General features: G+C 38.9%; 3 protein-coding genes. 2 read left to right on the plus strand and 1 reads right to left on the minus strand.

Annotated elements, in window-relative coordinates; all coding sequences use genetic code 11:
* Positions 1 to 1,141 (minus strand): hypothetical protein (locus SLH46_RS21520; protein WP_320283293.1); only part of this gene is annotated, 1,141 nt, incomplete at its 3' end.
* 652 nt (positions 1,142 to 1,793) lie between these two features.
* On the opposite strand from SLH46_RS21520, the gene SLH46_RS21525 reads away from it, so the two are divergent.
* Positions 1,794 to 3,878, plus strand: a complete 2,085-nt coding sequence (locus SLH46_RS21525) for an alpha-L-fucosidase (protein ID WP_320283294.1) — start codon at positions 1,794 to 1,796, stop codon at positions 3,876 to 3,878.
* A gap of 24 nt (positions 3,879 to 3,902) precedes the next feature.
* On the plus strand, positions 3,903 to 5,270 hold the full coding sequence (locus SLH46_RS21530) for an alpha-L-fucosidase (protein ID WP_320283295.1): 1,368 nt from the start codon (positions 3,903 to 3,905) through the stop codon (positions 5,268 to 5,270).
* The last annotated feature ends 436 nt before the right edge of the window (positions 5,271 to 5,706 follow it).

The following is a 5,706-nucleotide window of genomic DNA, read 5'->3' on the forward strand; positions in this document are numbered from 1 at the left end:
CATCCGAACAGATGGTTTCGTTTGTTACGATCGGAGCAGGTTCCGGAGTTACAGTAATATTCAGTACAGTATCCGGCGCACAGTTGGCCCCTTCGTAATGAACAGTAGTATCACCCTCAGTACCGAAGTATTCCACTCCGTCCACAGTCCATGTATAAGATTCATCCGAACAAAGATTAATAGAAGTTTCAACTGGAGCTGGTTTTGGTGTAATTGTAACGGTAGCATAACCAGTAGTTTTTTCAATTCCAGGGCAGATATTACTGCTAATAATTGCTCTGTAATATGTTGTAACTTGTAGATTATCAGCCGTTGTTAGCGAATTAGATGTGTTTGGAATATCTGTCCATGTAACATGATCTGTACTTTTTTGCCATTTTAAAACACTTCCAAAGACTCCAGTCAAAGTTAATACCGTTTCTGTATTTTCATCAATGCAATATTCAGCATCACCGTCGATATTCCCATTAACATTGTAATCAAATTCGATTGTCTGGGCACTACAAACAGAGGAGTTTATGCTTCCTCCTGAGAATGCGATGTACTGAGCTATATGTATATTGCCATCGTTCCCCAAATCACATAGATTTGTAATATTGCTATTACCTGTTAATGGAGCCCGTATTTCAGAAAATTCACCATCACTTGCAGTAAAATCTCCAATATGAGTTCCATATTCAGAACCATCTGCTACCCAGATTTGGTTATCTTCATCCCAGTTGTACACTGCAAACTTGTTGTCTTTACTCACATCTATTTGAATCACGACATCCGCACTGTCAATGGAATAAGTGGTTCCACTGTGGACTTCTTCTGTACAGCCTTCTCCTGGAATAGTATTAAAGTAATAACGGAAAATGGCTGAACCATTGTTTCCGTTACGCAGTCCCAGCACCAAATAGTAATCAGTACTGTCTGGGTTAACAACCACTTCCTGAACGGCAGCATAGACCGTATGAACATCACATGTGCTATTGGCATTTGAGTCGACAACTATTGAGTCGCCCTCGTCATATTCGCCAGGAGTATAGCTTCCATCGAAAACTACTTGTCCATAACTACTTATGGCTCCAAAAAACAAAAACACCATTCCTAGTAATAGGATTCGTGTTAAATTACGCTTGGGTAAAAATTTTTTCATATCGATGTTGATTTAATAAGTTGCTAATTCTTTTACATAAAATTAGAAGCACCACAACACAAATGTTCATTAACATTTGTCGATTTGCTTAATAAAACTGTTGATATGAAATTCTCGGAAAGATTAAATAACCCCTTATTTTCTACCTTCTTTAAATTTCAGAATCAATAAATTACGTATGCAAATTATGACTTAATAATATAAAAACCAAATTTTACTTTGTGGTTTACTTCGTCCATATCGCTCAATAATTTTGTTTAGTACGTTCTGCGTGCCAATATGCAAACGATGTGCCTGTATTTGTAATATGCAGTATGACAGTGCATTAGGTGTGTGTTCCTTTTTGTTTTTTGTCCAGTAATGGGACAAAACTCCCATTAGGGCAAAAAACACACCAATAAGTATTTTTATTTTAAATTGACGTTTAACTTATGATAATACCAATGTTATAATAGATAAACCTCTTATTTAACAGAAATATGATAAGTTAAATCAATCCCTTTTTAACATATCTAGTTTGATAATTTCCATTGGAGATGATGTTCTGGAAGCTGGTTTACATATTTTATTCTCATCAAACATAAGAATGTACTTCATTGATAAAATCATTATATATTTACAGAGTTTGTAAAAAATTTAAAATCTAATTTCAATGACCAACAAAGTAATTGCATTCATCTTTTTGCTGCTTGCAGTGGCCTGTAGTAATGTTACGCCTCCTGAACCTGTATTGCCGGTTCCCTCCGAAAGGCAATTGGCCTGGAACGATATGGAATATTATGCCTTTATTCATTTTAATATGAATACCTTCTCGAATATGGAATGGGGATTTGGTGACGAAGATCCTGAATTGTTTAATCCAACGGAACTTGATTGTCGGCAATGGGCGAGGATTTGTAAAGAGGCCGGCATGAAAGGAATAATTCTTACGGCCAAGCACCACGATGGATTTTGTTTGTGGCCAACTGCTACTACGGAGCATTCGGTAAAAAGCTCTTTATGGGAAAACGGTGAAGGAGATGTAGTACGCGAACTGGCAGATGCATGCCAGGAATACGGATTAAAGCTTGGACTTTATCTTTCTCCATGGGATCGTAATAATCCGGAATACGGAAATGAAAAATACATCGAAACCTTGAGAGCACAATTGCGGGAGTTAATGTCGAATTATGGCGACGTGTTTGAAGTTTGGTTCGATGGTGCCAATGGGGGTACCGGTTATTACGGAGGCGCCAATGAAGAACGTCGGGTGGATAAACTTACTTATTACGATTGGGAAAATACATATAAGATAATTCGCGAGTTGCAACCTAATGCGGTAATCTTTTCTGATGCAGGTCCTGACGTAAGATGGGTTGGTAATGAACATGGATATGCGTATCCAACCACATGGTCGAACTTAATGCGCGATGAGATTTACGGAGGAATGCCTGAATATTCAGAGAAATACAGTAGGGGGCAGGAAAACGGCACGCACTGGGTACCGGCTGAGGTAGATGTGTCTATTCGTCCGGGGTGGTATTATCATCCATACGAAGATCATAAAGTGAAAACTTTGCCGCAGTTGCTCGACATATATTATAATAGTATAGGTCAAAATGGATCGTTGCTAATTAATTTTCCGGTAGATACTCGAGGACTGATTCATGAACAAGATGAAAAACAGATTTTGAAACTCGCCGAAGCCATTAAAGCCGATTTTGCCAATGATCTGGCAGAAGGTAAAAAAGCAGAAGCTACAAATGTGCGAGGAAATTCAAATAAGTTTAAAGTGGCGAATTTAACCGACAATAATCCTGATACCTACTGGTCCACTGATGATGGAATTATTCAGTCATCCGTAACCATCGATCTTGGTGAAGAAACTACATTTAATCGTTTTCTGGTTCAGGAAGACATTCGTTTGGGACAACGCGTAAAGGCGTTTTCGGTAGAAGCATATATTAATAATAAGTGGGAGGAAATCGATTCTCAAACAACGATCGGTAGAAAACGTATTCTGCGATTGCCGGAAATCACTGCCTCGAAAGTTAGATTTGCGGTTAAAGATTCAAAAGCATGTCCGGTAATCACAAAAATCGGAATCTACCATGCACCGAAAGTAATTATCGAGCCCAAAATTTCAAGAACGAAAGATGGTATTATCAATATAGAGACATTCGATAATGGTCTTGATATATATTATACAATCGATGGAAGCGAGCCTGATATTAATTCTTTAAAATACAACGCGCCATTTGAGCTTGCACAGAAAGCAACCATTAAAGCGATTGTGGTAGATGTAAATGAAAACAAAACGAGCACTGTTTCTGTCGCAGAGTTTGATGTCCCAAAAACCTTATGGAAAGTAGTTGGGGAATATAAAAATGCTGAAAAGGCAAACGCAATATTTGATGGAAATGAAAATACAGCGTTTACGGTAGGTGAATCGGCTCCTGTAGATTTTGTTTTCGACATGGGAGAGATTCTGAACATTGCAGGTTTTAAATACTTGCCCGATCAACAACGTTTTAATCCGGGAATAATATTTAATTATAAGTTGTATTTAAGCACCGACGGTAAAAACTGGAAACAGCCGGTTGCGGAAGGTGAGTTTTCCAATATAAAAAACAGCCCGCTTTGGCAAACGAATAAGTTTACTCCGGTTAATGCACGCTATATTAAATTTACTGCTTTGTCGCCGGCGGAGGAAAATGGCCGGATTGGAATTGCCGAATTCGATATTATTACACAGTAATATATATAACCTAAACCTATGAACATGAAAAAAGCAATTTTATTGATGCTGCTGATTGCAGTTGTAAATCAGTTGGCATTCTCGCAAAAGAAGATTTGGAATGAAACCCAAGCGGAGAAAACCGAGCGAATGAAGTGGTGGACCGATGCGCGATTCGGAATGTTTATTCACTGGGGATTGTATGCGCAGGCAGCGCGACATGAATGGGTGAAAAAAAACGAACGGATTTCGGATGAAGACTACGAGAAGTATTTCGAGGTTTTTAATCCTGATCTTTTTGATCCGTCGGAATGGGCAAAAAAGGCAAAAGCTGCCGGAATGAAATATGCTGTTATTACAACCAAGCATCACGAAGGCTTTAATATGTTCGCATCGGGGTACACCGATTATAATGTAATGAATACTCCTTACGGTAAGGACATAATTAAACAGTGGGTAGACGCTTTTCGTGCCGAAGGTTTGGGCGTTGGATTTTATTATTCATTAATCGACTGGCATCATCCGGAGTATACCATCGATCGGGTGCATCCGCAAAGTGCATCTTCAAAAGAGGAATACGAAGAGCTGAATAAAGACCGGGACATGAGTGTTTATCGTGAATATTTGAAAAACCAGGTGCGCGAGATATTAACCAATTATGGCAAGATCGATATTCTTTGGCTGGATTATTCTTTTCCTGGAGAGTTTGGAAAGGGAAGAGACGATTGGGGCTCTGAAGAACTCATGAAAATGGTTCGCGAATTACAACCCGGTATTATTGTAAACGACCGTGCCGACTTGAAAGATTATTGGGGCGGCTGGGACTTTACAACACCCGAACAATTTAAAGTAGATAAATGGCCCGAAGAGAACGGAGTGCGAATTCCTTGGGAAACCTGCCAGACTTTCTCCGGCTCGTGGGGTTATTACCGCGACGAAAATACCTGGAAAGACAATAAGCAGTTATTGGTATTATTAATAGAGTCGGTAAGTAAGGGAGGTAACCTCTTATTAAATGTAGGGCCAACCGCACGAGGTACTTTTGATGAACGGGCCGATAATGCATTGGCCAAAATGGGAGAGTGGATGAAATACAATAGCAGGTCGATATATAATTGTACGCAGGCGCCCGACGAATTTGAAGCACCTGATAACACATTGTTAACATACAATTCGGAAACAAACCGGCTTTATGTACACTTGCTGGATTATCCATTGCAGAATTTCCTGATGCGTGGTTATGGCGATAAAGTGAAATATGCGCAGTTTTTACACGATGCATCTGAGATTAAGATTGGGAAACCACACGGTTACTGGGTAGAACAAAAGCAGGCTGAAAACGATATTAATCTGCAGCTGCCCGTGAATAAACCAAATGTAGAAATACCCGTAATTGAGCTTTTCTTAAAATAAAGAAGTTGTAATAACGAAAATACAGGCCCTGGAAGTCATCTTTCGGGGCTTTTTGTTTTGTCAGAAAAAGTGAATTTCATTTCAATTATTTAATGCAAGAATTGAAACCCTATTTGGTTCTTCTCGTAATAATCAATCTGTCTGCTATTTTTGTTGAAATAGATGGCGTCTGACTTTCAGTAGATTAGAAAAAAGTACGAAAAAAAGATGTGCAAAAAGCACGTAAAAGTTTGGAAGTATAAAAACCTTGATTACTTTTGCAGCCGCTTTGAGAGAAGCGAGTTCATAGAAAGAATGGGATAAGGAACGGCAAAGGCAGAGCCGGTAGTTGCGACGGAGACTTCGGTCTTTAGAGCGATAAAACGGTTCGGAGAAAAAGTTTCGAAAAAACTTTAAAAAGTATTTGGCAGAAACAAAATAAGAATTACCTTTGCAG

The organism is Draconibacterium sp. IB214405 (assembly GCF_033963885.1).
Taxonomy (GTDB): Bacteria; Bacteroidota; Bacteroidia; order Bacteroidales; family Prolixibacteraceae; genus Draconibacterium.